At 67.1% G+C, this 26,457-nt stretch carries 21 protein-coding genes and 2 pseudogenes; 13 read left to right on the top strand and 10 right to left on the bottom strand.

The features are described 5' to 3' along the window. The first annotated feature begins 289 nt into the window (after positions 1-289). From IZR01_RS15905 to IZR01_RS15940, 8 genes are all read left to right on the top strand, one after another. Positions 290-643 (top strand): hypothetical protein, encoded by a 354-nt coding sequence (locus IZR01_RS15905; protein ID WP_194891175.1) that lies wholly within the window; start codon positions 290-292, stop codon positions 641-643. 273 nt (positions 644-916) lie between these two features. After that, on the top strand, positions 917-2,125 hold the full coding sequence (locus IZR01_RS15910; protein ID WP_194891174.1) for a hypothetical protein: 1,209 nt from the start codon (positions 917-919) through the stop codon (positions 2,123-2,125). A gap of 197 nt (positions 2,126-2,322) precedes the next feature. Further along, positions 2,323-3,579, top strand: coding sequence for an AAA family ATPase (locus tag IZR01_RS15915; protein WP_194891173.1), 1,257 nt, complete (start codon positions 2,323-2,325; stop codon positions 3,577-3,579). Further along, a complete protein-coding gene (locus IZR01_RS15920) occupies positions 3,579-4,277 on the top strand; it encodes an RloB family protein (protein WP_228553698.1) in 699 nt (232 codons plus the stop codon). Before IZR01_RS15915 ends, IZR01_RS15920 begins: the two co-directional genes overlap by 1 nt. A gap of 61 nt (positions 4,278-4,338) precedes the next feature. Further along, positions 4,339-6,804: a type I restriction-modification system subunit M gene (locus IZR01_RS15925; RefSeq protein WP_228553717.1), complete on the top strand. Its 2,466-nt coding sequence runs from the start codon at positions 4,339-4,341 to the stop codon at positions 6,802-6,804. A 46-nt stretch (positions 6,805-6,850) separates the two neighbouring features. Continuing rightward, entirely contained in the window at positions 6,851-8,020 is a 1,170-nt protein-coding gene (locus IZR01_RS15930; protein WP_194891170.1) for a restriction endonuclease subunit S domain-containing protein, read from the top strand. Between the two features lie 19 nt (positions 8,021-8,039). Next, a complete protein-coding gene (locus IZR01_RS15935; RefSeq protein WP_194891169.1) occupies positions 8,040-11,591 on the top strand; it encodes a type I restriction endonuclease subunit R in 3,552 nt (1,183 codons plus the stop codon). Further along, positions 11,588-12,343 carry a M48 family metallopeptidase gene (locus IZR01_RS15940; protein WP_194891168.1) on the top strand — a complete coding sequence of 252 codons (756 nt, stop codon included), beginning with the start codon at positions 11,588-11,590 and terminating at the stop codon, positions 12,341-12,343. The genes IZR01_RS15935 and IZR01_RS15940 overlap by 4 nt, the downstream gene beginning before the upstream one ends. 103 nt (positions 12,344-12,446) lie before the next feature. On the opposite strand, the gene IZR01_RS15945 is transcribed toward IZR01_RS15940, so the two are convergent. The 3 genes from IZR01_RS15945 to IZR01_RS53275 all read right to left on the bottom strand — a co-directional run bounded on the left by IZR01_RS15945 (position 12,447) and on the right by IZR01_RS53275 (position 14,881). Further along, positions 12,447-13,196, bottom strand: coding sequence for an integrase core domain-containing protein (locus IZR01_RS15945; protein WP_323746045.1), 750 nt, complete (start codon positions 13,194-13,196; stop codon positions 12,447-12,449). Next, on the bottom strand, positions 13,187-13,417 hold the full coding sequence (locus IZR01_RS50580; RefSeq protein WP_228553697.1) for a hypothetical protein: 231 nt from the start codon (positions 13,415-13,417) through the stop codon (positions 13,187-13,189). Before IZR01_RS50580 ends, IZR01_RS15945 begins: the two co-directional genes overlap by 10 nt. A 444-nt stretch (positions 13,418-13,861) precedes the next feature. After that, complete coding sequence (locus tag IZR01_RS53275) at positions 13,862-14,881, bottom strand: helix-turn-helix domain-containing protein (RefSeq protein ID WP_194891167.1); 1,020 nt, start codon at positions 14,879-14,881, stop codon at positions 13,862-13,864. Between the two features lie 217 nt (positions 14,882-15,098). Here IZR01_RS53275 and IZR01_RS15955 point away from each other — a divergent pair, with 217 nt between their 5' ends. Further along, positions 15,099-15,539 (top strand): SRPBCC domain-containing protein, encoded by a 441-nt coding sequence (locus tag IZR01_RS15955; protein WP_194891166.1) that lies wholly within the window; start codon positions 15,099-15,101, stop codon positions 15,537-15,539. Between the two features lie 360 nt (positions 15,540-15,899). Here the strand turns inward: IZR01_RS15955 and IZR01_RS15960 are convergent, their stop codons facing one another. Next, positions 15,900-16,340: a hypothetical protein gene (locus IZR01_RS15960; protein ID WP_194924313.1), complete on the bottom strand. Its 441-nt coding sequence runs from the start codon at positions 16,338-16,340 to the stop codon at positions 15,900-15,902. A gap of 148 nt (positions 16,341-16,488) precedes the next feature. On the opposite strand from IZR01_RS15960, the gene IZR01_RS54240 reads away from it, so the two are divergent. Next, positions 16,489-16,878, top strand: coding sequence for an SDR family NAD(P)-dependent oxidoreductase (locus IZR01_RS54240; RefSeq protein WP_369125486.1), 390 nt, complete (start codon positions 16,489-16,491; stop codon positions 16,876-16,878). Here the strand turns inward: IZR01_RS54240 and IZR01_RS15970 are convergent. From IZR01_RS15970 to IZR01_RS15995, 6 genes and pseudogenes are all read right to left on the bottom strand, one after another. Further along, the gene (locus IZR01_RS15970; protein ID WP_228559591.1) at positions 16,820-18,151 is read right to left on the bottom strand and encodes a S53 family peptidase; all 1,332 of its coding nucleotides are present in this window, start codon (positions 18,149-18,151) and stop codon (positions 16,820-16,822) included. The genes IZR01_RS54240 and IZR01_RS15970 overlap by 59 nt on opposite strands. Next, positions 18,148-20,451, bottom strand: coding sequence for a hypothetical protein (locus IZR01_RS15975; RefSeq protein WP_194924315.1), 2,304 nt, complete (start codon positions 20,449-20,451; stop codon positions 18,148-18,150). Before IZR01_RS15975 ends, IZR01_RS15970 begins: the two co-directional genes overlap by 4 nt. 137 nt (positions 20,452-20,588) lie before the next feature. After that, positions 20,589-21,608, bottom strand: coding sequence for a hypothetical protein (locus IZR01_RS15980; protein ID WP_194924316.1), 1,020 nt, complete (start codon positions 21,606-21,608; stop codon positions 20,589-20,591). Then, positions 21,605-22,141, bottom strand: a complete 537-nt coding sequence (locus IZR01_RS15985; protein WP_194891160.1) for a SigE family RNA polymerase sigma factor — start codon at positions 22,139-22,141, stop codon at positions 21,605-21,607. The genes IZR01_RS15980 and IZR01_RS15985 overlap by 4 nt, the downstream gene beginning before the upstream one ends. A 448-nt stretch (positions 22,142-22,589) precedes the next feature. Further along, entirely contained in the window at positions 22,590-22,763 is a 174-nt protein-coding gene (locus IZR01_RS15990; protein WP_228553696.1) for a hypothetical protein, read from the bottom strand. A gap of 29 nt (positions 22,764-22,792) precedes the next feature. After that, a pseudogene (locus IZR01_RS15995) lies at positions 22,793-22,897 on the bottom strand (recombinase family protein); the annotation flags it as partial. Between the two features lie 196 nt (positions 22,898-23,093). Here IZR01_RS15995 and IZR01_RS16000 point away from each other — a divergent pair. The 3 genes and pseudogenes from IZR01_RS16000 (at position 23,094) to katG (ending at position 26,299) form a co-directional block, all read left to right on the top strand. After that, positions 23,094-23,753, top strand: coding sequence for an MIP/aquaporin family protein (locus IZR01_RS16000; protein ID WP_194891159.1), 660 nt, complete (start codon positions 23,094-23,096; stop codon positions 23,751-23,753). Continuing rightward, positions 23,737-24,019: pseudogene (locus tag IZR01_RS54245) on the top strand (Fur family transcriptional regulator); the annotation flags it as partial. The gene IZR01_RS16000 and the pseudogene IZR01_RS54245, both read left to right, overlap by 17 nt. A 24-nt stretch (positions 24,020-24,043) precedes the next feature. Then, the gene (katG, locus tag IZR01_RS16005; RefSeq protein ID WP_194924317.1) at positions 24,044-26,299 is read left to right on the top strand and encodes a catalase/peroxidase HPI; all 2,256 of its coding nucleotides are present in this window, start codon (positions 24,044-24,046) and stop codon (positions 26,297-26,299) included. Positions 26,300-26,457: the final 158 nt, after the last annotated feature.

Raw genomic sequence — 26,457 nt, forward strand, 5'->3', positions numbered from 1 at the left:
CGCGCCCCCGTCGAGCACGGCTTCGCCGCGCTCAAGAACTGGCGCATCCTCACCCGACTCCGGCTCAACCAGGCACGGGCCACGAACCTGCTGCGCGCCCTGCTCGTCCTGACCAACCTCGAAGTCAACCGCTGACCGCGGCAGACGATCTAGACCGCAGACACCCGCCTACGAACAGGATGAGCACCCCGCAAACCCGATCACACCAGTACCCTGACCAGCGACGTCATGTTGGCATTCGCTCATTTCCGTAGCGCCGACCCGGCTCAAGCACCGCACTGCCGCCCAATTGGTCGACTTCCTGACTGACACCCCGGAATCCGACTTGTGGCCCGGAACCCTGTCCCTACTCGACGAGGCCACAGAACCATTCTGCGTCCTGGACCCAGACGTCGAACAGGCCTACAGCGCATTCGCCACCGCCCGGCATGCCTACGCCGCCTCCGAACGCGACACCCCACACGGCACCGACGCCCGGGACCGGGTCGTGGAGGCCGCGCGCATCCTCGGCGATGCGCTCCAACCGCTCGGCGACGTCCGCATCACCCGGTGCGCCCGCCTACTCGTCAGCGGAGAGGAGTGCGAACTCCCGCTGGACGGACAGGGCGAATGTGGGTCCTCCCGCCACACCGAACACGCCTGAGTGCGACGCAGCACCCCGCCCGGGCCCCTGCGGCGGGCTGCCGCGCACCACACCGACCGCATCCGCCATTCCGTGGCGCGACGCGCAGGCCCGCCTGGACTGGGGCGTCACAGGATTCGCCGCCACACCCGGGCATCACAGACCATGGACAGTAAACCAGCAGGTGGAAGCGGCGCTTCGGAAGGGCAGTCGAGCCTCCCACTCTGTGTCGACGCCTTTTCGTACGATGCGTCCTTTATGGGGGCTGACAGTGCTGTCCACGGGAGCGTTGCCATGGCGAATGAGACCGGAACCGGTCGGCCCGGTGCCGAGGGCGGTTTCCATCCGATTCCGGTACGGCAGCGGAAGTCCGGCCCGGATCCGGCGACGGTGCTGGACATGTACGTGGAACAGCAGCGGACGCTGAAACAGATCTGCACCGGGCTCCACACCAGCTACGAGCCTGTCATCGAGGTGCTCAACAATGCCGGGGTGTCGATTCGCAGCAACCGGCGCCGGCGCCCGGTGTCCGAAGCCGAACTGCGGCGCCTCTACCTGGAGGAGAAGGTGTCGGTACGCGCGCTTTCCAAAAGGTGGCAGGTTTCAACAGGCACGGTCGACCGGTGGCTCGCCGCGGCCGGGGCAATCACGCCGCCGGACGGCCTGGACACGGCCAAACTGCGCCGGCTGTACGACGCGGGACTGCCGGTCCGGGAGATCGCCCGGCGGCTGGGATGCCCCGTCACCGCGCTGGACGCGGCCCTGACCCACGCCGGGATCCCCCGGCGCCCGACCTCTGCCGTCCGATCGGACCGCGAACACGACGCCACGATCACCGACGCAATACTGCGGCAGGTATACGTCGGGGACGGGCTCACCCTAAAGGACGCCGCCGCAAAGCTCGGGGTGTCCAGGCGCTATCTCGGTGAGCGTCTGGAGAAGGCGGGACTGGTCAAACGCCTGGGAGCGTTCACCGCCAAGACCCCGTACAGCCACGCCGAGCTGCGCCAGCGGGCGACGGAGCTGTACAAGAACGGGGCCAGCATGCTCGCGGTCGCCGAGGCTTTGGGCGTGGAGATCGCCACGGTCCGCAAGGCGCTGCACGAGGCGGGCGTCCCCACCAGGCGCCGAGGCTTCCCGCACACCACCGAGGACGCCCCGCGCCGGTCGCTGATCGACGACCTCTACGCCGACCCGGCGATCATCGGATGCCTGAACCGCCACGGCGTGCTGATCCCCGCCGACGGACAGTGGACCCCGGCGGGGCCGACCCAGTCCTTGGCCCCGCTGCCCCTGTCGGCCGAGCTGATGCGCGAGCTGTACCAGGTGATCGGCCTGGCCACGCTCCACATCACGATGCTGTGCGGAGTCGGCATCGGAACAGTCCGCAAAGCTCTATCCAACGCCGGCATCACCCTGCGCCCCCGATCCGAGACATCCCCCTGGCTAGCCAAGACCCACGACCTGGGCTCCACCAGTACAACGAGACGGCAGCGCGGCTGAGTCACATCTCGGCGCTGACAATCGCCGATATTCAATGACCGGCACAGCCAGCCCCAGGTTTCCCAGTGTTAGGTGCGCGCCCACCGTGAGAATGAGTACGGCTCAGCCTGATGACGACGTGGACGCAGAGAGCAGGGCGACGCCTCGTTCCGATCGAGGGTGGGGATGGATAGCCTGTCGTCGGAGAGGAGGTCGGCATGCTGTTGAGGTTCAGAGTCGCAAATACGCGATCGTTTCGTGATGAGCAGGAGTTGTCGTTCGTCGCGGATCCGCAAGCTGCTCCTTCCGTCGCGCAGGTCGTTGAGCTCTCATCCGGAACGGCCCTCATGGTTCATCCGGTAATCGGCGTATTCGGCGCAAATGCTTCCGGGAAGTCGAACTTGCTGGCCGCACTCTCTGACATGCGTAGGGCCGTTCTGGATTCGTATGCGCTGTGGCCGACCTACGCGGGAGTGCCCCGCGATCCATTCAAACTGGAAGCGAAGCACAAGGCAGAGACCTCGTTCGCCGAAGTGGATTTCGTCGTGGACGCCGTCCGCTACACCTACGGCTACGAGTTGGCTGACGACCATGTCGCCGGCGAGTGGCTCCACGCCTACCCCGCCGGGCGCAAGCAGGTTTGGTTCGACCGGGACGCCACTCGTGAACGAAAGTTCGACTTCAAGGGTAACCGGCTAGGGCCACGTTCAGTGACGGATGCGCTGGCTCGTCGAACTCGCCGCGATGCGCTGTTCCTCACCGTGGCATACACCGACAACCACCCCCAGCTCAGCCCGTTCTACGCGTGGTTCCGCGACAACCTGTGGATGATCGATCCGGAAGTGGACCGCGCCGATCGGGAAGCCTTCACTGAGCGCGAGTTGAAGGGGGCTCGCGGTGAGCGTATCCGGGAGCTCCTGGCGGTGGCGGATCTCGGGATCAGCGACGTACTGACGGAGGTTGATGAAGGCGGTCGTACGACCATCCGGCTCCTCCATCGCGGCGCGGACGGAAACATTCCGTTCGACTGGTCACAGGAATCCTTCGGGACACGATCGTGGTTCGCGCTGTTAGGGCCGATCCTGCTGGCCCTGGACAGCGGCGCCGTTGTGATGGTCGACGAATTGGATTCGTCTCTGCACCCCGGGTTCGCTGCGGAGATCGTTCGACTGTTCACGGACCCCGAGGTCAACACCACAGGCGCCCAGCTGCTGTTCACCTCGCATGACGCCACCTTGCTGGGCGATCGGGACACTCATCGGCTGCTGGGACCGGATCAGGTGTGGCTCACGGTGAAGGACCGGGAGGGGGCTACAGAGTTGTATCCGCTCAGCGACGCCGACCCGGGCCCGAACGAAGACCTTGAGCGGTCCTACCTGCTCGGACGATTCGGCGGTGTTCCGCGCATCAGTCAGGGTCAGGTGGGTCGGCGCCTTCGAGCAAGTAAGGCCGAAGGCCTGCGGAAGCGTGCCTGATGGGGCGTCAAAGGGGGAAGGAGACGCCTGGGCGTCAGGCAGGAAAGCCCCGGCGCAAGCGTGACGTGTGGTTCTTCACCGAGGGCACGTTGACCGAACCGATGTACCTCGACTTCCTGAAGACCGTCGAAGGGTTCAAGGACTCCCAATACGTCATACAGATCCACGACGACCACCGCAAAGAAAGCGGTCGTGGGCCGGCTCGCAACAGCAACCGGCATCCGCGAGATCTCGTTGACGCCGCGATCGCTCTGAAGGCACGCCTGAACAAGGACGAAGAACGCGCCGGTATCAACAAGGACATGCGCTCCATCGTCTGGTGTGTGTTCGACGACGACGGCAGGCACGACACCGACGCCAACGTTCGGCGTGCGCTGCGGGCCGACATCAAGGTGGCGTTTTCGCACCCCTGCTTCGAGCTGTGGCGGCTCCTGCACTACCAGGAGTACAGCTCCACGTTCGGCGGGGTATGCGGCGATGCGACCGACCGGGTCAGGAGGCGCGCCCAGGCTGAGGGACATCCCTTCAGCGACCCGAAGTACCTGCATCCCGAGCAGGTCATCGGCAGGTTCAAGGTGGCGAAGGAGCGAGCTCAACGCTTGGCTGCGCAGCACGGCGACCACGTTCCGCACGGCCGGCGTGATCCCTACACGAACGTGTGGGATCTGGTGGAGCAACTCGGGATCACCGCGTACTGAATAGACTGTGCAGGTTGAACGGCCGTATCGATCGAGGTAGGAGCGCACCCCTGTGGCGAAGATGACGTTGCCCCAACTGGAACGTCACCTGTGGGCCGCAGCCGACATCTTGCGCGGCAACGTGGACGCTGCTGTCTACAAAGACGTGATCTTCGGGCTGCTGTTCCTCAAGCGCGCCAACGACCAGTTCGACGTGGCGGTCGAGGCACGCAAGGTCCAATATCTGGCCGAGGGGCTGAACGAGCAAGAGATCGAGGGTCTGCTGACCGAACGGCTCGGTTTCCCCAAGTATGTCGCGTTCGTCCCGCCCGAGGCGCGATGGGCAGGACTCCGGGCTAAGCGGGTGAAACTGGCCGACGAGCTCAACAAGGCGGTGCGAGCGCTTGCGACAAACAATCCCCGCCTGACCGGCGCTTTCAACTACGTCGACTTCCACCGGGGCGCCAACGACGACAAGCTCCACCGGCTCGTCCTCCTGTTCGACCGGATCCGCCTACGCAACGAGGACTTCGAGTCCCCCGACCTGCTCGGCGCGGCATACGAGTACCTCATCAAGAAGTTCGCCGACGAGGGCGGCGGCAAGGGCGGCGAGTTCTACACGCCGCGCTCGGTGACCCGCATGATGGTCGAGATCGCACGGCCCCGCGAGGGCCACCGCATCTTCGACCCTTGTGTCGGCTCGGGCGGCATGCTCATCCACGCCAAGGAGTACGTGGAGGAGCACGGCGGGAATCCCGAAGGCCTGCTGCTTGCCGGGCAGGACGCCAACCCCGGCTCCTGGGCCATGGCGACAATGAACCTCGTCCTGCATGGGGTAGACCGATTCGACCTGCGGATCGGTGACACGCTGGCCGATCCCAAGCACCTGGCCGGCGGTCGGCTGGCGAAGTTCGACATCGTCCTGTCCAACCCGCCGTTCTCGCAGGACTACGTCATGGACGACCTCCAGTTCTGGGAGCAGAAGGAGTTCGGGACCGCTCCAGAGAAGGACAAGGCGGACTTGATGTTCCTCCAGCACATGCTGGCCGTACTCGACCGTGGCGGCATGGTGGTCACAGTCATGCCGCTCGGCGTGTTGTTCCGTGGACGCGAGGAAGTCAAGATCCGCACGAAGTTGCTGGACGCCGACCGCCTCGAAGCCGTGATCGGCCTGCCTTCGAACGTCTTCTACGGCACCGGGATCCCGGCCTGCGTCATAGTGCTTCGCGCCGAGGATGCGCGAGCCGACGACGAGAAGCGCCGCGGCAAAGTGCTGTTCATCAACGCCGACGCCGACTACCAAACAGACGGCGTCAAAAACGCCCTGCTACCCGAACACATCAACAAGATCGTCTCGACCTACCATGCCTTCGAGAACGTTCCCGGCTACGCGAAGGTCGTCGATCGCGAAACGCTCGCACGTAATAATGACGACCTCAACGTCCGTCTGTACGCGGACAACACCCCGCCCCCTGAGCCCCACGACATCTCGGCGCATCTGATCGGCGGTGTTCCCCGCTCGGAGGTCGCCGCCCGATCCGCCTTACTGGATCGCTATGGGCTCGTCGCGACCGATCTGTTCGCGGAACGCGACGCCCACTACCTGGACTTTCGAGACGGCGACGACCGGGTCGACACCGGGGTTGTAGCCCGGCTTGCCGCCGCACGCGAGCAGATCTTCCGCGACGCGTTCACTCAGTGGTGGCGCGCGGAGGAAGACCGCATTGCCGAGTTGGCGGACAACACATCACCCGACGATCTAACGCCGGACGCACTCGCGGCAGCACGAGTAAAACTCCTCGACCTCCGGGCGCATTTGCTAGGGTCCTTCGCCTCTAGCCTCGAAGGCAACGGACTGCTCGACACCTACACGCTCGCTGGCACCCTCGCCGGCTGGTGGCAGGACGCGCGGCACGACCTCGCCGCCTTGCCGTTTGGCGGATTCACGCGCGTCGTCGACAGTTGGAGGGACGCGGTCGATACCGTGATCTCGCCCGAACCGGATCCGAAGACGGGCAAGCCTGAGAAGAAGTCCGCTGCCGAGCGGCGGCTAGCCTACGACCTTCCGCTGGTCACCGCGCTCATCCCGAAGTTCCGCGCCGAGTTTGCCGAAGCGCTGGAGCACAAGGCTGACCTCGATGCACAGTGGAAGGCCGCCAACGGCGGCCTTGAGGACAGCGAGGGGGAAGACGAAGGTGACAGAGACGGCGTGGCCTTGAGCCAGAAGGAGCTTGACGCACTTAAGAAGGCGCGTACCGCGGCGAACCGACGGATTCGGGTCCTAGAGGACGACTTCTGGCCACGGCTGACTCAGGCCCGGGAGGCACTCGACGCAGACGATGAGCGGATCCTCGTCCTCGGCATTCTTCGCGGAGCCCTCGCAGCGGCGGCCGACAAGCACGTCGACACCGCACGTCAAGAGCTGATTGACGCGTACGTGAATTGGGAGTCGAAGTACGCGGTCCCACTGCGCGTCATCCAGCAACGCCGAGAGGAAGCCAACAGCAACCTGGAAGCGATGCTGAAGGAGCTTGGCTTTGTCTGGTAGGCCCAAGCCAACTTGGATCAGGGTAGGGGACCTTGGAGACGTCCGGATGGGCAAGCAGCTGTCGCCGCTTGCTACAAGTCGTGCCGACCAAAGCCCGTACCTCCGCGTGGCCAACGTCTTCGAGGACAGAATTGACTACAGCGACGTCAAGTCGATGCACTTCTCGCCAGCGGAGAGGGAGGTCTTAGGGCTCAAGCCCGGCGACATCCTCCTGAACGAGGGTCAGGGCAGCATCGCGCTCCTGGGGAGCAGCGCGCTGTACGAAGACCCTGGGATGGAGCATTACTTTCAGAACACGCTCATCCGGTTCCGCCCTGGGCCCGAGCTCGATGGTGCGTACGCCCAGGAGATCTTCAAGCAATGGCGGCGAACGGGTGAGTTCGCGCGCGTAGCACGAGGCACGAGCATCGCTCATCTCGGCGCAGATCGCTTCGCTAGCATGCAGTTCCCATGGATTCCGCTTCCCAAGCAACGAGACGTCGTTGCGAGGCTCGAAGTCTTAGACAGCTCAGCGGCTCTCGCTGCGGCCGAACTTCACAAAACTGAGCAGCTTAGGCAGGCAATCGTCAACTCCCAGGTTGCACGCCTTCCGCACGACTCCCGCCTAGCTGACAACTTGCTTGTTGCGCCCCAGAGCGGGTACTCGCCGCGGGAGGTGCCGAGTCGCACGGGCAATTACGTCTTAGGCCTCGGGTGCCTGACACCGTCGGGTTTTTCTCCCGCACACGTTAAGAATGCTCCGACGAGTATCGCGCAGCGGCCCGAGTTACTGCGTGAGAACGACCTTCTTATTAGTCGCGCCAATGGCTCACGCGCTCTCGTTGGTCTCGTAGGGCGCTATCGTGACGTCGGGGGCCCTTGTATTTACCCTGACCTCATGATGCGCCTTCGCCTACGTAGCAATTTGAATCCGGCCTACGCCGAGGAAGTTCTACGCGCACCCACCGTCCGGGCTCAGATTCTGACTGAGGCGCGAGGGACTTCAGGGATCTTGAAGATCACGTCCTCGATTGTGTCAAATCTCATGATCCCCGTTCCAACGCCGGAGGTTCAGCAACACGTTGTCGACCTGTTGGGGGCGCCAAGCATGAAGGTTGCTGCGTTGCGAGCGGAAATCCATCGGCTCGCCGAGCTCAGGAAGGCGCTCCTCGATGTGCTCTTGCCTCACCCCCTGAGCATGCACTCGATCAAGGAACCAGCCATAATCGGAGCCTGAGTCTCGAGGGGGAGGTGCCGTGCGGGTCGAGCGCGACGAGGTAGAAGTGCCGTTCATCGAACAGCTCAAGGCAATGGGCTGGCAGCACATACCCGGCCCCGAGCTGGATCGGGACTCACTCGCCGATGTTCTGCTGAAGCGTCGAGTTGATGCGGCACTGCGCCGGATCAACACCCACAATGGGGTCGCGTGGCTTGACGACGAGCGGATCGAGATGGCGATTCGCGACCTTGGGGAGATACAGGCGGGCGCGCTGCTCGAAGCGAACCAGACCGCGACGGCGCGGCTACTCGGCGGGATCACCGTGCCCGGTGACGCCACCATTCACGGCGGGGTCCGGGCGACGGTCTCGTTCATCGATTTCAACGCCGACCGTCTCGCCCTCAACGAGTTCATCGTCTCCGACCAGGTGCGTATCCGGCGATCGACGGGCGAGTTCGCGGTGCTGGACCTGGTGCTGTTCGTCAACGGCATCCCTCTCGTCGTCGTAGAGTGCAAGAGCCCGGACACCTTCGACGCCGTCAACACGGCGATTCGCGACCTTCGCGCCTACGCCGGCGTCCCGCTTCCTCCGCCGGAAGGGTTCGATCCGGACACCAAGGATCGGCTGGTAGGCGTAGGTCAGCTGTTCCACACGGTTCAACTGCTGGTCGCGACCTGCGGGGAGCAGGCCAAGCTCGGCACGATCACCAGCGACGAAGGTCACTTCGCGCCGTGGAGGTCCATCCTCCCTGAGTCCGAGGAAACGCTCCGTAGCGAGCTCCGCGCTGCGGGACTGCAGGACGGTGATCGGGCGCTCGATGAACTGACGGAACAGGAGAAGCTGGTCGGCGTCGTCCTGCGGCCAGCCCGGCTGCTGGACATCGTCCGGCACTTCGTGTTGTTCATGCCCGTCAACACAGCGGTCGACGGCGGCAAGATCATCAAGATCGTGTGCCGGCACCAGCAGTATCGAGCCGTTGTCAGTACCGTCGAGCGGTTGCGAACAGGATCCCCTCCGGCAACAAAAGACGACGCTGACGGCCGAGGCGGCGTGGTCTTCCATACCCAAGGCTCCGGTAAGAGCCTGACCATGACCTTCCTGGTTCGGGTCATGCGGTCGGACAGCGACCTGCAACGGTTCACCGTGCTCGTCGTCACCGATCGCAAGGACCTTCAGCGTCAGCTCTCACGCACGCTGCGGTTCAGCGGCGATGATGTTGTCACCGCTGACACCGGAGCTCAAGTGCAGGCGCTCGTCGCTCAGCAGCAATCACGCGTCGTGTTCGCGATGATCCAGAAGTACGGCAAGAAGGGGTCCGGTTTCCGGTTCAGCGGCGATGCAGCGCCGGCCAATGAGGACGAGGATCTCCTGAGCGAGGATCCCGAGCCCGATCCTCTCGAGGAGGAAACTCCAGCCCTTCAGGCAACAGACAACGGCCTCGTTCACAGCGACTCAGCCGACATCCTGGTCATCGTCGACGAGGCTCACCGGTCGCACACCGCGGCGCTGCACGCTTTCCTCACCGCGGCAGTGCCGAACGCGGCACGGATCGGCTTCACCGGCACTCCCATCGTCCGTTCGCGGACCAAGACGACGGTAGACATCTTCGGCCCCTATCTCGACCGTTATCGGATCGAGGAATCCGAGCGGGACGGCGCCACCGTTCGAATCCTGTATGAGGGGCGAACGGGTCCGGCCAACATCGTCGACCGGGCCGAGTTGGACGCCAAGCATGTCGCGATGGTGCACGAACAACCGACTGACAGCGACCGCGGCAGTCGGATGTCGATGTGGCCGACGACGACGGACGTCACTGAGTCATCACCGCTGATCCGTGCCAAGGCGAGGGACATGCTCCGGCACTATGTGGCGACCGCGCTACAGGGCGCGTTCAAGGCCCAGGTCGCTGTGGCCAGCCGCGCAGCCGCAGTGAGCTATCGGCGGGCACTCAACGAGGCCCGCGACCAGCTGATCGCTGAGCTGTCCGACTTCGATCCGGCAACGGTCGACGGCGTTCCCGACGCCGATCTTGATCCGGAAGATCGCTTCCACAGAACAGCTCACCGGTTCCTGCCGATCCTTCAGACTATGGACTTCGTCCCCGTGATCTCAGGAGACAGCCGCAAGGAGACATCGTGGCGCGACTGGATCGACCCCAAGCGGCAGCAGGAGCACGTAGATCGGTTTCTTGAGCCCCTTCCGCAGTACCCGGTCGGCACCCCTTGGTCGGGTAGTTCAAGGACGACGAGCACAAGCGACAGCGTTCCGGCGAGCGGCACCGGTCCATGGAGCCAGACCGCCCGACCTACGCAGCCAACCCAGCAGCCGCCGATCGCATTCCTGATCGTCAAGTCGATGCTGCTTACCGGATTCGACGCACCGATCGAGCAGGTTCTCTATATCGACCGCACCATGCGCGAGGCGGAACTACTCCAGGCGATTGCCCGAGTCAACCGGCCCGCGGCTGGCAAGACCGCCGGTTACGTCGTCGACTACGTCGGGCTTTTCGACGAGTTGCGGTCGGCAATGGAATCCTATGAAGACGAGGACGCGCAGGATCTGAGGGAGAATCTGATCCATGACTTCATCTCGGAGGCGGACGAACTCGCGGCATGGCACCGCGCTCTCCAGCTGTTCCTGGAGACGCGGGGTATAACGTCCCTCGACAGCCCCGGCGGTCTGCTCGTGGCGGTCTTGAGACTGTCCCAGCCTCGTGACCGCCTCGACTTCGACGACCTTGTGCACGAGTTCGCCACTCGCCTGGAGAACCTGCTGCCACGCCCCGAGGCGTTGGCCTACGTCGACGACGCGAAGCAGTTCGCCCTGCTCCAGAAGCGCCTTCGGCGCCGCTACCGTGACGGGCTGCGCGGTGACTTCGACCTGCGCCGCTACGGACGTCGCGTCAGAGCTCTCATCGCTGACCACTTGGAGCTGCCAGAGATCAACCAGGTGATTCCGCCAGTGTCGATCTCCACCCTCGGGTTCTCAGAGCGGGCTGCGGCCGCTGGCGATCCGCAGAGCGTGGCCTCCGAGATGGCCAGCGCCCTCCGCTTCCACCTGGAGGACCGTGTCCGGTCCGCTGACGAGTTCCGGTTCCAGCGGATCTCGGACCGCCTGGAGGCAATCTTGCGTGAGCTTGACGGCCGTTGGGACGAGCAGATCGCGGCGATCAAGCCGCTCATCGAGGAGGCGATGCAGGGCCAAGACCCAGACCTGCCCGGCATGACTGCGCTGGAGCAGGCCGCCTATCGGATCATGGAGCAGAATCTCTCGAAGGACGCGATGCCCGCCGCCGCCCATCCTGACGGAGAGTGGTTCGAGGCGCTCCGCGAGATGGCGATCTTGGCCTGTGATGTTCTCGCTACCGAGATCGGTTCGGTCGCCTACCGCGGGTCGCACGCTGACATCGACGACAGCGCACACGAGTTGTACAGCGGGCTGCTCATGCCATGGCGCCAGCTACACGGACCCGGCTTCAAGCTGGCGGACTACAAGCAGGCGATCGAACGCCTGTCGAAGTTCGGCCGTGAGAACGCAGACCAGTTCCGGGCCCGCAGCGCACGCATGGGTGGACAATCGGCTACATGACCAGCGCCATCGTCTGCTCTGCGGAATGCGATACCCTCACGTTCCGCGTCCAAGGCCAGCACGTGCAAGTTCGCATCGGGGCCCGGCGCAGAATGGCGCTGAGCGTCGAGCACGACGGCACGCCTGTACTCCATCTCCCAGCCGTCCATGACCACGAGGAAGCTCGCCGGTTCCTGGACAGCCACGGCGACTGGATCGCGCGGAAGCAGAGCGATCGTGCTCGGCTGGCACTGTTGAAGCCGGCCAAGCAACTCCTTGACGGAGAGGGCTTTCTCGTCCTTGGCCGGAACCGCATGCTCCAACTCGTCGACGACACCCGTCATCGCTCATCCGTGACCTTGACCGGCACGACAATCGAAATGCCCCGTGAACTGGCGGCAGACCAAGCGAAAGCCAGAGATGCTCTCAAGGCCATGTATCGTGCGGTCGGTCGTGAGTGGCTGCTCGAAGGCTTCCGTCCCTGGGCTGGAAGGCTGGGAATCGAGGAGCCTCCAATCTCCGTCAGAGACCTCGGGGGACGGTGGGGATCATTTAGCAGAACGACGGGGGCGGTCACGCTCCACTGGGCCGCATTTCAACTTCCCGACCCACTGGTCGCATACGTGCTCACTCACGAACTCACCCATGCGCTGGTGTCGCATCACGGGAAAGCGTTCTGGTCGACGCTTCGCGACGTACTGCCTGAGTGCGACTCGCACCGTCGTGAGCTGGATCTATTCGCGCGTCAGGCATGGCTCGGGGAGATCCATTGATCGACCTGAGCGCCGCGGCGAGGAGGCGCCGACTAGGCCCCGTGGGCCGGGTCGGGATGCCTGTGGGGTTCAATAACTCGGCCGCAGGCTTTGATCTGGTCTTTCATGCGGCTTGTTCATACTCGTGGATCAGTCCGCTGAGGACGGTTCGGCGTCGGATCCGGTCGATGGGTGCGGGGAACGGGATCACGTTCGGATCGTCGTCCGGGGCGCGCAGCACCATGCCGTGGCCTTGGTGGGAGCGGCCGGTGTTGTAGTGAGCGACGAACTGATCCAGCACGACGCGCAGGTGGCGGTCGCCGGCGATGAGCATCCGGTCGGTGCACTCGGCCCGTACGGTCGGCACGAAGTGTTCGGCGAACGCGTTCATCCGCGGTGTCTGCGGCGCGGTCTTCACGATGTCGACGGCGATCGAGGCGAACACGGCGTCGAAGGCGGCGGTGTACTTCGCGTCCCGGTCGCGGATCAGGTGGGTGAACCGGGCGCCGGTCTGCTCCAGGTCGGCGGCGAGTTCGCGGGCGAGCTGGGTGGCCCAGGCCGCGGTGGGATAATGGGTGGCGCCGAGCAGATGGATCCGGCGGGTGCCGTGTTCGATGAACGCGACGTAGAGCCGAGTGAGCGTGACGGCGCAGTCGACGTGGAGAAAGTCTGTGGCGAGCAGGGTGTTGGTGTGGGCGCGCAGGAACGTGCGCCAGGAGTCGTCACGGGCATTGTGCGGTGGGATGCGGTGCGCGCGCAGGATCTTGCGGATCGTGGAGGCGGCGACCCGGTGCCCGAGCCGGCGCAGCTCGCCTTGGATCCGGACCACGCCCCACCGGCGGTTCTCGGCAGCCAGCCGCACGATCAGGTCCACCAGCTCCTGGCCGATCGGTGGGCGGCCCGGGCGTTGGGCTGGGTCCACTTCTTGGTCACGAGGCGCTTGTGCCAGCGAAGCAACGTGCCAGGCGTGACGATGCGGTGCGCCCGCAATCGCTTCGGAAGGATCCGGGCCAGCGCCGCGAGCACGGCCCGGTCCGGCCAGCCGAGTTCCGGACACGGGTTCACCCGGCGCAGGGCCGCCACCTCCTGCCGCAATACGAGTGTATCTCCACGTCCTTCGACGCCGAAGAGCGAGTCGCCAGCGCCAGCCAGGACACCACCGTCACCAGCAATCGATACAGCAGTGAAACAACCACGAACACCGATCCTGACTAAGGCGAACCGGCAGGTCGACCCCAGTAGCCGAGTTTACGACCACTACACGCGCGAATCGTCGCCACTGGCCCTGCCCAGGACGCCGGGATCGACCCGGACCGCGTCTCTTTCACCGTGACGCTGCGCGCCGCCCGGCTGACCATGATCGCTGCATCCGGGATTATCAGGCACGCGAACAGCCAGTCGGTTGGCCGGATCCGAGCGGCCGTACTGCACCCGCGCGAACTCGGGCCACAGCGACGGCGCAGCAGGATCATGCCCCGGCGGGTCAAACGCGGACGATGAGCGGTTCTTGGGCACTCCGAGAGCTCACACTTCGAGAGCTCAATAGTCTTTGTGCTCGTCTGCTTCGGCGTGGGAGAGCCGGGTTGAGCGGGCGAACTGGGTTGGAGTCTGCCCGTATCGAGCCTTGAAGACGCGGGCGAGGTGGCTGGCGTCGGTGAACTGCCAACGGGCGGCGATCTCGGAGACGCTGGGCGAGCCGCCGGTGGCCAGGTCGAGGCGGGCGCGTTCCAGGCGTCTGCGGCGGATGTACGCGGTGACCGACTCGTCGGTGTCGGCGAAGGCACGGTGCAGGGTACGGACCGAGACGTTGAGGTTCCGGGCCAGGACCGCGGGTGCGAGGTCGGGGCGGGTGAGGAGATCGTCGACGAGGTCTTTGGCGGCCTGGGCCAAGGCGGGGGCCAGCAGCGGCTCGTCTCCGTCGACGCCGCGGGCCAGGACGCCCTTGGCCAGCTCGACCAGGGCGGCGCGGGCGGTCTGGAGCCCTGCCGGGCTCAGGTCGTCCAGCGTCGCCTCGATCATGCGCGCGTGGGCCATGAGCAGGCGTACCTCGGCCGCGTCGGCCGCTCCCGTCACCACGCGCGAACCGATGTGCGGCCGCAGGTCCGCGGCCGGCAGGACGAAGACCTTCGCGGTGGTGCGCGGCCCGATCTCGAAACGCCATGAGCGGTCGTTGTTCCGCATGGCGAACCGGCCGGCGGGCACGGCCACCCCGGCCGCCGCGCTCTGCTGGTCCGGACGCTCGAACAGCCACTGACCACGCAGCACCACGTGCAGCACGATCCGGTCCGTGTGGTGGTCGTAGGCGCCGCCTGTCCCGCCCGCCAGCGCGTCGCTGAACAGTTCCTCGATGATCGCGTCGTCGACCTTGGAGTGAGCGATACGGGCACGGTAATCGTCGGTCCCGACCGGCCTGCACGGCGGCAGCGGGATCCCATCGGCGCCCGGAGAACCGCCGGCCCCGGACGCGTCGGCCTCGGCCAGCATCGGGCCCGGGATCGTGACGTCGAGGAGGTACCTGCGGCGCGGCCCGCCGGACGGATCGTCGTACCCTGCGCTCACCTGCTGCCCGCATTCGAATCCTGGTGCCCGCACCGCGTGGCACGGATGTGCTGTGGATCTGGCACCGATGTGCTCGCCCGCGAGTGTACGGCGTTCCTAGTATTCGATGACGCACACGCCTCTTCGCGGCATCCGGGGCCGGCTCAAGGACTCCGGCTGACCACGAGGGAGGATTCGGCTCCATTGCTCGCAGCAGTAGACACGTTGAGGAACCGGCATGGCTTTCGTGATTGACGACAGTGTGGATATCGACGCGCCCGCCGAGGTGGTGTGGCAGGTGCTCACCGACTTCGAGCGGTACGGCGAATGGAATTCGTTCTGCCTCGAATGCAGCACCACTCTCGAACCGGGGTCACCGATCGCCATGCGGGAGCGCCTGATGGGAAGGCGCGAGACAAGGCAGCGCGAGGTGATCCGCTCGCACACGCCGGGCGTGGAGTTCAGCCACACGATGAATCCGGCGCCCCTGGGCGCCCTGCGCAGCGTGCGCTCGCACACGGTGACCCCACTCGATGCCGGGCGCTGCCGTTATGGTTCGTATTTCGAGCTCGACGGCTGGCTGCATCCGGTCGTCGGCGGAATGCTCGGCTCGGCCTTCAGGCGCGGCTTCGGCTCGATGACAGCCGGTCTGGCCCGTCGTGCCGAACAACTGACTTGAGAGCCGGCGCGACGGGCGTCGCACGTGTCCGGGGCTGTGATGGTTACCGACCCGCGGCACACCGGCAGCGTCGGCCGACAGCTGGGCGGCAATCTTCTCGCCGCTGATGCGCAACTTCGACCTGTTCCCGGCTCAGGGCAGTCCTTCTTCGAGCCGGGAGATCGGGCTATCGAACCGTACACGGCTCCACCAAAGCGGCGATCATAGTCGAGGCGTGCCAGCGCTCGAACTCGTTGTGGTTCCAGCCGCGCTCTTCTACCAGGCGCCGGTAGTTCGTGGGCTGGATCTGGAGCCACAACATGTCGGCGGCCGCCTCACGCGTGATGTCCGGCCGCGGTGATCCGGTCGAGGCGACCGCGTCTACGATGCCTCGGGCGCAAGCCAGCAGTTCCTGCTGGCTTGATTCCAGTAGTCGCGCCAGTTCGGGGTCGGTCCGGCGACCTGTTCGAGGATGAGTCGCAGTGGTCCGAGCCGTTGCGAGATGGCCGCGGTGAAGGCGGCGAACTCCACCAGCAGCCGGTGTGCGTCGGGAATCGCCAGCAGTCGCTGGAACCCTTCGTCGTTGGCGGTGAGCCGACCCCCGGCGGTCGCCCGCTGACGGGCGGGCGCGAACAACTGGGCTTTGTTGCCGACGCCGAAGACGGCCGGGCGGGAGACGCCGGCGCGGGCGGCTATCTGCTCGATGGTGGCGCGCGGCCGGTGCTGGCCGCCCGCCGGGCGGACCGGCTGGCCGCGCTCAGCGCGGAACTCGACGGCGCTCTGGCCGTGCCGACCGACGTGACCGACCCGGCGCAGCTGCAAGGCCTGGTCAAGGCCACCCTGGACCGGATTAGCGGATCGACGGGCTGGTCAACAACGTCGGCGTCAGCCTGCACACGCCGCTGGCCGACGTCGATCCGGCAGAAAATTCCGCGAGATCCTCGACGCCAATGTGGTCAGCCTCGTGGCCGTGACCCAGGCCGTGCTGCCGGCCATGCGCGAGCAGCGTTTCGGCCGGATCGTGAACATCAGCTCGGGCAGCGCCCGGATGGTCCTCGCCGGCGACGGCGCTTACGTGGCCACGAAGTCAGCGGTGAACATGCTCAGCGCGGTGTTCCGTGCGGAGTTGGCCGCTGCCGTCCGCCGTCGTGATGCGGGGGAACATCGCGCATGTCCTCGGGATGCAGCCGTGGGAACTGCGCGCGAAGGGCGAATGACGATCGCGGTGACGGGCCACGTCAAAGGTGGTCCGCTCCCGGGGAGCGGACCACCGGAAACTCAGTGCTCTACCTCGCTCTACGTCAGAACGCGGACAACCCGTTCGGCGTGCCCCAGCCGGTGGGGCCGTCGTAGCCGGTGACGGCGTCGCACTGGTAGTCGCCGCCGCAGTCGAGGCTGACGATGTCGTTGCCGCCGACCACGTCGTTCAGGGTGCTGTGGTCGGTGTAGAAGGCGGAGGCGTTCGGGAACTTCTGTGGGTTGCCGGCCAGCCCGATCACGCCGGCGATGAAGGGCGAGGAGGCGCTGGTGCCGCCGATGATGGTCCAGCCGGTCTGGACGCCAGGCGGCAGGCCGTAGGAGTCCGTGAGGTACACGGCCGGGCCGGTGTCGGGGTCGGCGTCGGCTGCCACGTCGGCGACCATCCGGCCGGGGCAGTTGGGGTCGGTCTGCCAGGCCGGCTTGTCGATCCAGGCCGAGCAGCCGGCGCCGGCGTTCCGCCACGCCGTCTCCGACCAGCCGCGGGTGTTGGCGGCCTTGGTCAGCGAGGTGCCGCCGACCGAGACCACGCTGGTGAATACCGCCGGGGCGGAGGCGATGCCGTAGCCGCCGTCGCCGCTGGAGGCGACGATCGCGACGCCGGGGTGGGTGTAGTCCGCGGCGTAGTCGGCGATGCCGTTGGTCTCGGTCGCGCCGTAGCTGTTGGACACCTCTGTGGCGCCGAGTGCGACGGCCTCGTTCACCGAGGCGCCCAGGTCGTCGGTCGAGGGGGTGTCGCCCTCGACGAGCAGGACGTGGCACTGCGGGCAGGCCGCCGACACCATGTCCAGGTCGAGTGCGATCTCCACGGCCCAGCCCTGGTCGGCCGGCAGCGGGGTGGCCGCCCCGTGCTCGTTGACCTTCTTGAAGCAGCCGTTGGCCGTGGTGCAGTCCGGCAGGCCGTAGGTGGTGCGGTAGACGGCCAGGTCGGCCTCGGCGTTCGGGTCGTCGCCGGCGTCCACGATCGCCACCGTCTGATTCGCCCCGCCGGTGGTCGGCAGGTTGTAAGCGGAGTGCAGGTCCGCCGGGCCGAGGCCGGCCGGGAGCGCGGTCGCGGCGGCGCCGAAACGCTTGGCCGCCGGACCCCGCACGCCGGTGCCACCGTGCACGTCGGTGCGCGCCTCGGCGAAGCAGCGGGCCTGGCCGGGCGAGGCATGCCCGCAGACGTTCGTGACGTTGCCCGACCGGTGGCCGTGGTTCGGGGACGCGCTGGTGCCGGTGCCCGTGCCGGTGCCGGCGTCAGCACCAGTCGCCGCTGTGACGGTCATAGCGGCCGTCAGCAACGAGGCGGCGGCGAACACGGTCGTCAGACGCAGGCTGCGCCGGGCGCCCGGTATCCGTCCTGCGGGGTTGGTCAGGTTCATCAGACTCCTCATGACGTCACCCCGACGGTGTAGGGGTTGGTGATGGTCTGGGTGATCGAGCCGCCGAGGCAGTCGGTGGCGGTGACCTTCAGCTGGACCGGACTGCCGGGGGCCGGGTTCGCCCAGTGCGCGGCGTAGGTGCCGTTGTCGCCGTGGGTCTGGACGTCCTGCCAGGTGGCGCCGTTGTCAAAGGACACTGACACCTGCGCGGAGGCGATGCGCGCCTGTGAACCGACGCCGCCGTAGGACAGGTGGCCGACGTGCAGCACCAGGTTCTGTGTCGGCGAGTGCGACGTGTTCGTGTTTGTCAGGGCCTTGAGCTGGTAGTTCAGGGTCAGCGCCGGCAGGATCTGGCAGGGCGCGCTCGGCGTGCCCGCCGTTGACGCCGGGAGGCAGGAGGTGCCGGACGGCAGCTTCATCCCCGGCTCGTCCTGGCCGGAGTAGGGGATGGTGACGTCGGTGTGAATCTTCGTGGACTGCGTGATGCCGGTGGCGCTGCGGTCGTAGTCGAACACCGTCCGCACGGTCGCCGGGCCCGCGGCGATGTTCTTCAGCAGGTATCCGAGCTGGTCGGTGTCGGAGGAGACCAGCTGGCCGTTCCAGTACAGCTGCGCCGTGCCGGAAGCGCCATAGTCCAGGCCGGTGGTGTCCTTGTTGCTGTCACCGAGCATGCCGAGGGTCACGTTCATGTTCCCCGCGCCGACACATGCCTGGCAGCCGTACAGGTTCTGCGTCACAGCGGGGTGCCGGCCGAAGCTCGGGGCCTGCGGCGCGTGGGTCCAGGTGCGCGAGGCGGTCTGGCCGGCGTTGTACAGGACCGGGTCGTCCTCGAGGATCGTCGGCGCCGCGGAAGCCTGGCCGGCGACGGCGGGCAGGCTCATATTGCTGAACCAGCGCAGCCCGCCGGTGACGTATTCGGTGAGCGAGTCGCCCGGCACCGGCAGCGGCGCCATGTCCTGCGCACCACTGGGGGTCAGGAACGTGCTGTCCAGGGCCGGGGTGTTGGTCCCGTACGCGGGGTCGAGATCGAAGCTGTGCCGCAGGGTGGCCAGCGAGCTGTCAGCCGGGGCGTAGGCCTGGTTCGCAGAGATGTGATCCGCGATCACCCCGAGGTTGTACCGGTAGGGACTGGACGCCGTCGCGGGGCCGGCACCGATCCAGTTCACGTCATAGTCCAGCGTGCCGGTCGTGGGCTTGGCCTCAGGGCTGACGTAGGTGGTCGGTGGCCCGGCGGGGTCGCCGCCGAGATAAATGAATCCGGCCCCGGTGGCGACGCCGTTCGAGTCATGCCGGCGGATGCGGAATGACCCGCCGGCCATGGTCGACGGCTTCTGCGTGGTGAAGGTGACCTGGCTGGTCGCCGTACGATCGTCGACGGTGGCCGGCGGGACATCTCCGGTCGCCGGCACGGTGATGCCATCTTGCGTGACAAGGATGAACTTCGTGGTTTTGGTCTCAGGGTCGACGACGAAGTCGAGGCTCATCGCGGAGTAGTTCCCGGCTGGGACCGCGACCCGTATGACGCCCTGCCGGGAGAACACCGCCGCGTTGAACGTGCGGAAGTTGTCGGTGTTGAACAGGATCACCAGCGCGTTCGAGGGCGCGCCGGTGCTGTCCAGGGTGTTCAACTGCAGGATGTGCAGGGGGTAGTAGGGCTGGACCGGCGTCGTGGCACCAAGGGCCGCCATCGATGTCAGGCCGCCGAAGACCGGCGCCGTCCCGGCCTGGTGGCCCGCGGCGAGGTCCGCCTTGATCGCGTCCCGCAGCGCTTGCGCGAAGGCCCGGCCTGAATCAGGGGTCAGATACCCGGTCGCGGACTGGCCGCTGACCGCGGTGAAGGTGACGCCGGCCGGCGCGGTCGGGGTGACGCCCGCGGCGAAGGTGAGCTGTACCGGGATGTGGGCACTCGGGTCCGGGGCGGCGGCCAGCTTGGTCACGTCGAACAGCGACAGGTCCAGCGCGCGCCCCACGTAGGGAGCAGCCTCGGAAGGGATGACGTAGCGGTCGCCGCCGACAGTGGCGGTCGCGAACGCGTCCGAGCCGCCGGGCGTCTGGTCGACGGTGAGCGGGGCGTTCACGCCGGTACCGACGGTGACCCGGTCACCGGTCGGCAGCACGACCGAGGCGGCGGGAGCGGGGATCGGCGTCACGGCGGGCACCGCCGCGGTGGCGGCGGCGGTACTGGAGCTGGCGGGGATGGTGGTACTGACGCCGGCTGGGGTGGTGGCCTGCGCGGCCGCCGGCACACCCAGCGCGACGGCCGTGAACAGTGCGGCTATCGTCGAGGTGGTTCGGGATCTGCGAGATGTCACCTTGGATTCCTCCGTGGTGTAGCGGGATTGACGCACGTCTCGCCCCGGCGCTGCGCGACAGCGCGCGCCGGGGCGAGACGTGATGCATGCTTTCTACGTGGGCTTTTTCAGAGGGCGAACCCTGATAACGGAGGAGCTCAGTTCACGACGTTGGTCGTCCAGTTCGCCGGGTCTGTCCCGAGCGAGGTGATCCGGTCCAGCAGTCCCTTCGCCCCGCCGATCGAGGCCAGGGGATCCGAGCCGTGCTGGTCGTCCTGGACACAGATGTGCAGGCCGTCAGAGTCCTCGCAGGTGCCGCCCTTCGGCTCGGCGCTGACGATGTGCGGGTTCGTCGCGGTCACCGACTTGCCCCCCGAGGCCGTGATGCTGAAGGAGGGGCTGGAATCGCCGGGCTTGTGGTAAGCCAGCACCACGTTGAACCCGTCCACCCCGATCGCCGCCGGGTCGTCCAGTTCGGCCGCCTCAAGGGTGAAGCCCTTGGGCAGGCCCTCGACGTGGATCGGCAGCGGCACCGCGGTGCCGTCGGCGGCCGCCGAGTCGGCGACCTTCAGCAGCGTCGCCTCCTGGTCGCCGGCGAGAATGCCGCCGAGCCGGAGCCAGGAACCGGACGCGGTCTGCCAGTCCACAGTCAGGCCGGCCGCGCCGACGTACGGGTTCGTCACCAGATAAGCCCGCTGGCTTCCGGCCACGGTCACCGGCTTCCTCGTCACGCCGCTCGGCTCATACGGTTCCGTCGCCGAGGAACTCAGCACCAGCGCTGGCGCAGCGGTCGAGGTGTTCGAATACGACTGGCTGGTCTGCGCGGTGACGCCGTTGCCGTAGTCCCCGCTGTAGTGGGCCGTTGCCTGGAAGCCGGCCGGCAGCCAGCCGAACCGGGCCCCCTTGGTGAGCGGATCGGTGCCGGTGAAGCCGTGCCCGGCCGCCGCGCTCGTGGCCGTGGTGCCCGCCCCGGCCGGCGACGTGCCGCCGAGCCCGTTCACCACCAGCGCACAGGCCGCCACCACCGCGACGCCGCCGCCGATCGGCGCCAGCCGTGAGGCCAGCACGCGGCGCCGGCCGTCCTCGCGGGCCCGGCCGAGGTCGAAGGTGCTCACGGGGGCATCGGCGTACTCGGCCGCCACGTGGTCTTCCAGCACGGTCTTCAAGTCGTGGGTCATCGGGTTACCTCCATATCAGGGATCAGATTCGGCTCGAGAAGGTTGCGCAGGTTGGCCAGGGCGCGCGCAGACTGACTCTTCACGGTGCCAGCCGAGCAGCCCATCGCCTCGGCGGTCTGCTCGACGGACAGGTCGCAGTAGAAGCGCAGCACCACGGTCACGCGCTGCCGCAGCGACAACCGGGCCAGCGCCGTCTTCACCACCAGCCCCAGTTCCAGGTCGACGGTCGCGGCCGGATCCGGCTCCGGATCGGCGGCGCTCCCGCCCCCGAATCGGTACAGCATCGTCCACTTCGCCCACCCGGACCGCTGTTCGGCCAGGAAGGTGTTGACCAGTATCCGACGGGCGTAACCGTCGACGTTGTCGAACCGGCGGGCCCGGTGCCACTGCGTGTAGAGCTTGGTGACCGCGCTCTGCATCAGGTCGTCAGCGCGGTGCCAGTCTCCACACAGCAGGAAGGCGACCCGCCGCAGCCAGGCTTGGCGCGCGCTGACATATTCGGTGAACTCGGCGTCGCGGTCGGGCTTCGCCATAGGCTTCCCCTCTTGGTCGGTGTGTCCGGACTCCCACCTAATGCATCCGGCCCCCCATTGGGTTGTCGGTAGCTCAGCATTTCTTCGGGCGGTTTCGTCGGTCCTGACTGAACCACTAAGTCGTCGGTGTATGACATGGGGCGATGCCCAGCAGCCAGGGCCGCAGGCTGGCTTCGCCACCGGCCCGGATCCAGGCTCGGAGTTCGTCCATGCCGTGACCTGTCGATTCGGCCCGGAGCGGTTTCCGTGATGCGCATCGCACCCGAGGCGCTGGTTCGCATTCTGGAGACCGTCTAGATCAGTGGGCGCTCGACGACCGGAATCAGTACGCGCCTTCAGGGGTGAGACCGAACAGGTGTCGGCCGGCCATGGCTCATGATGCTGTGGGGCTCGGAAATACGAATCTGGGGTTGACCTGTGGTTCTGTGGTGCGGAGGGCGAGGTGCGGTCAAGCGGCGATCTGGTATTCGTGGGTGAGTCCGCCGAGGATGGCCTTGCGGCGGATCCGGTAGTCCGCGAGGTTGACCGGCGCTGGCGGCCCGGCCTCGGCCTGCACCGGCGTCAACTGGCCGAGCCCGGGGTGCGGCCTGGCCTGGTTCCGGTGGACCAGGTAGGTGGTCAAGGTCCGGCGCAGGTGCTCTTCGTTGACGATTCCAGGATGAGTTCGTGCTCGAATCCTGCGAACGCGCCCATGACCGACAGCAGGAGCGTCGCCATCGGGGAGCCCTCGCAGGTGAGCGCGAGGCTTTCCTTCACGAGCCGCGGGGCCGATGCTGCGGCGACTAAGGGATGACCGGCTGTTCCCGGAGCTGGCGCGGGTCTTCCGGCGGTTCCCCTTACAGACCCATTACGTCTTGGTGCGGCCGGGTGGACGGTGATGACGGGCAGCAGGAATATGCGCGTAATGCTCCACATTCCGCGCTATCTCCGTTTCCTTATCTGGGGGACTTTCGTGCGCAAGTATGTCGTCGAGTTCATCGGTACGTTCTTCCTCGTCCTCACCGTCGGCGCCGCCGTGCTGGGCCGGGTCGCGCTCGCCCCGCTGGCGATCGGCGCGGTCCTGATGACGATGGTCTATGCCGGCGGCCACATCTCCGGCGGGCACTACAACCCGGCGGTCACGTTCGCGGTCCTGGTTCGCGGCCGGATCGGCCGGACCGACGCCGTCGCCTACTGGGCCGCGCAGGTCGCGGCCGGGTTCCTGGCCGCGCTCGTCGCGAAGTGGCTGGTGAATCCCGGGCCCGTCAAAGCCCTGTCACCGACGGGCCGGGGGCTGTGGGCGGCCATGGTCGCCGAGGCCCTGTTCACCTTCGCCCTGGCCTACGTGGTCCTCAACGTCGCGACCAGCGACGACCACGCCGACAACTCCTTCTACGGGCTGGCCATCGGCTTCACCGTGGCGGCCGGCGCGTTCGCGGTCGGCGGGATATCCGGCGGCGCGTTCAACCCGTCGGTAGCGCTCGGCGCGGCCACGATGGGCCTGTTCGCGTGGGCGAAGATCTGGCTGTGGCTGATCGCGACGCTGGTCGGCGGCGGCGTCGCGGGGTTGGCTTACCGGTACGTCGCCTCTCCCGCCGCGGCTGACGCGGCACTGCCTTCGAGCCGTGTATGAGGCCCTCCACGCGCTCACCGCGGTGGGGCCCGTGCGCCGCATCGAATCGGCCGACAGTCCGGCCCGGTTCGAGGGGCGCGTGGGGAAGATCACCACCACGTCGCGTGCCGGTCGTGCGGTGTCGTCGCTGACGTCGGCAGCGCGGTCGGCGAGCGCCCTGCCCCGACGCGTCCGACGACTATGGCTTCTCGATCGACGAGGTGGAGGTCATCTTCTGGGGCCTGTGCCCGGACTACTCCATCGCTCGCAGTTCTTCAGCACCCTGATCCGTCGAGTCCGGAAGGCCTCTCATGACTGAGAACAATGACGCAATCGTCACAGACGCGAAGATAGACAGTGGAGAAAGCGGAGGGAGGTGCCCGGTCGCGCACGAGCGCGCGCCGTACCCGACGCAGGGCGGCGGGAACCGCCAGTGGTGGCCGGAGCGGCTCAACCTGAAGATCCTCGCGAAGAACCCGGCCGTCTCCAACCCGCTCGGCGAGGGGTTCGGCTACGCCGAGGCGTTCAAGGCCCTCGACCTCCCGGCCGTGAAGCGGGACATAGCCGAGGTGCTGACGGACTCGCAGGACTGGTGGCCGGCCGACTACGGCAACTACGGCCCGCTCATGGTCCGGATGACGTGGCACAGCGCCGGCACCTACCGGATCAGCGACGGCCGCGGCGGCGCCGGAGCCGGCCAGCAGCGCTTCGCCCCGCTGAACAGCTGGCCGGACAACGTGAACCTAGACAAGGCCCGCCGTCTGCTGTGGCCGGTCAAGAAGAAGTACGGCCAGTCGCTCTCCTGGGCCGACCTCATGGTCCTGGCCGGCAACGTCGCCCTGGAGTCGATGGGCTTCACGACCTTCGGCTTCGCCGGCGGCCGCGCGGACGTCTGGGAGCCCGACGAGGATGTCTACTGGGGCCCGGAGACCACCTGGCTCGACGACCAGCGCTACACCGGCGACCGGGAGCTCGAGAACCCCCTCGGCGCCGTCCAGATGGGCCTCATCTACGTCAACCCCGAAGGCCCCAACGGCGTCCCGGACCCGGTCGCGGCGGCCAGGGACATCCGCGAGACGTTCCGCCGGATGGCGATGAACGACGAGGAGACCGTCGCCCTGATCGCCGGCGGCCACACCTTCGGCAAGACCCACGGCGCCGGGCCGGCCGAGAGCGTCGGCGACGACCCCGAGGCCGCCCCGCTCGAAGCGCAGGGCCTGGGCTGGCCGAACACCCACGGCACCGGCAAGGGCGGCGACACGATCACCAGCGGTCTCGAGGGCGCGTGGACGAACACCCCCGTGACATGGGACAACAGCTTCTTCCAGACCCTGTTCGGCTCCGAGTGGGAGCTGGCCGAGAGCCCCGCCGGCGCGAACCAGTGGAAGCCGAGGGGCGGCGCCGGGGCAGGCACCGTCCCCGACGCCCACGATCCGTCCAAGAGCCACGCCCCGACGATGCTGACGACCGACCTCGCGCTGCGCACGGACCCGGTCTACGAGCTCATCTCGCGGCGCTTCCTGACGAACCCCGACGAGTTCGCGGACTCCTTCGCCCGAGCCTGGTTCAAGCTGACCCACCGCGACATGGGCCCGGTCGTGCGCTACCTCGGCCCCGAGGTCCCGACCGAGACGCTGATCTGGCAGGACCCCGTCCCCGCGGTGACCTACGAGCTCGTCGACGCCGAGGACATCGCCTCCCTCAAGGGCCGGATCCTCGCCTCGGACCTGTCGGTCTCCCAGCTCGTGTCCACCGCGTGGGCATCGGCCTCGTCCTTCCGCGGCAGTGACAAGCGCGGCGGCGCCAACGGCGCCCGCGTCCGCCTCGAGCCGCAGATCGGCTGGGAGGCCAACGACCCCGACCAGGTGGCGATGGTGCTGCGCACCCTGGAGGGGATCCGGGAGTCCTTCAACGCCGCCCACAGTGCTGATTCGAGCACCGGCGGCAAGCAGGTCTCGCTCGCCGACCTGATCGTGCTCGCCGGTGGCGCGGGCGTGGAGAAGGCGGCACGGGACGCGGGCTTCGACGTCGAGGTCCCCTTCACACCGGGCCGCACGGACGCGTCGCAGGAGCAGACCGACGTGGAGTCGTTCGCCGTGCTGGAGCCGACCGCCGACGGGTTCCGCAACTACCGCGGGAAGGGCAACCGGCTGCCGGACGAGTACCTGTTGATCGACCGGGCGAACCTGCTGACCCTGAGCGCCCCGGAGATGACGGTCCTCGTCGGGGGCCTCCGCGTCCTGGGTGCGAACCACCAGCAGTCGCCGCTCGGCGTCCTGACCGCGACCCCCGGGACTCTGACCAACGACTTCTTCGTCAACCTGCTCGACCTGGGCACGACGTGGAAGGCGACGTCCGAGGACGCGAACGCGTTCCAGGGCCGCGACGCCGCCACGGGCGAGGTCAAGTGGACCGGCAGCCGGGTCGACCTCCTCTTCGGGTCGAACTCCGAGCTGCGCGCGCTCGCGGAGGTCTACGCGAGCGACGACGCGAAGGAGAAGTTCGTGATCGACTTCGTCGCGGCGTGGACCAAGGTGATGGACCTCGACCGGTTCGATATCGCCTGATCTGGGAGTCCGGGCCGGCCCGCGCGGGCCGGCCCGGACGGCGTAGCAGAAACCTCGACGGCATCCCCACGATGGTGGCCCCCGCAGCATGACAACAACCAGCCCGGTGATTTGAGCGTTCGCCGGACTGGTGGGACGTCGAGAGGTTTCGTCAGCGG

It is taken from the genome of Catenulispora pinisilvae (assembly GCF_015356865.1).
Lineage (GTDB): Bacteria > Actinomycetota > Actinomycetes > Streptomycetales > Catenulisporaceae > Catenulispora > Catenulispora pinisilvae.